We start from the raw sequence: 1,069 nt of genomic DNA, 5'->3' as shown, positions 1-1,069 counted from the left end.
GTAGACATGGCCAACCGGTGGGGTCTCGAGCTTCGCGCGACGATTCCTACAATCCGGCGCATGGACGACAAGGTGTGGCGAGCATCAAAGATCTGGAGGGCGACCGAGCGAACAGCAAGCAAAAAGGCAACGGCACGTGCTTCAAATGGCCAAAAAGGCTCGCGATCCAGCGGCGGGGCATGCAGGAGCGACGGCCAGCGTCGCGTCCTGCACAGCAACTTGCCTGAATCTTAATCGCTCTGCCGTAAGGAGGGGATGATGCACGTCGCAGTGACAGTCGCGCAGCCAGCCCCGTGGTGGTGGGGGTGGGATGTGCGAGCACACGGACGTGTGGTAGCGAGACGGGATGTGGAGGAGGACACCTCCGCCGGTTGAAGGGATGATGGGCCGAAGCATCCTCACTCATCCCCACTTGGCGATGATGGCCATGGCCGCGATGCCGAGGGCAACGCAGATGTACAGCGAGATGCGCCACAGGACGGTCAGCGGCTGCGACCCGTCGGCATCGCCGGACGACGAGTCGACCTCGACGGCGGTCGTCGCCTCGTCGTCGCCGGCGGCCTGCTTGGTGGCGGGCGTGCCGGTCGCGTGGCGGTGGGGGACCGCGCCACCGTGGTGGTCGGCATCGTGGTTCTCGTGGACGCAGCACTCGGCGAGGGCGTCGAAGGGCTTGGTGAGCACGGGGAGCATGTTGGTGAATGCAATCACCAGCAGCATACCAGCCCCGAAGGCCGCGAAGACACCCTGCACCGTCTGATCGGCCGCGCCACCGGCGGCGTCGATGCTCACACCGATGGTGATGCCGATGGGGCACGCCAGGGAGAAGACAGCACGGAGGATGGCCGTATGCCACGTCGTGAGGAGCGCCGACTCGGACAGCGTGGCACCCACGGAGACACCGTCGGCGAACTGGTCGAAGGCCACTGCGATGAAGAGGACCCGGACGCTGGCGTATTCACGGATGAGGCCGAGGGTAATGCCGAGGACAGCCGAGTGAAGGCTCAGGCCGAAGTCGACGATATGGGCCTCCATGGCCACCGTCCGCGCCTCGGCGAGCGCCTCTTCATCT

The 1,069-nt window shown here is 65.6% G+C and carries 2 protein-coding genes; one reads left to right on the top strand and one right to left on the bottom strand.

Annotated elements, in window-relative coordinates; translation table 11 throughout:
* The coding region (locus tag Q9Q40_09895; GenBank protein ID MDQ7007535.1) for a hypothetical protein at positions 1–227 on the top strand (227 nt) is incomplete at its 5' end.
* A gap of 175 nt (positions 228–402) precedes the next feature.
* On the opposite strand, the gene Q9Q40_09890 is transcribed toward Q9Q40_09895, so the two are convergent.
* The coding region (locus Q9Q40_09890; GenBank protein ID MDQ7007534.1) for a ZIP family metal transporter at positions 403–1,069 on the bottom strand (667 nt) is incomplete at its 5' end.

Source organism: Acidobacteriota bacterium (genome assembly GCA_030949985.1).
GTDB lineage: Bacteria > Acidobacteriota > Polarisedimenticolia > J045 > J045 > JALTMS01.
Note: the sequence above shows the minus strand (reverse complement) of the source record. Positions and strands in the feature narration are given on the sequence as shown.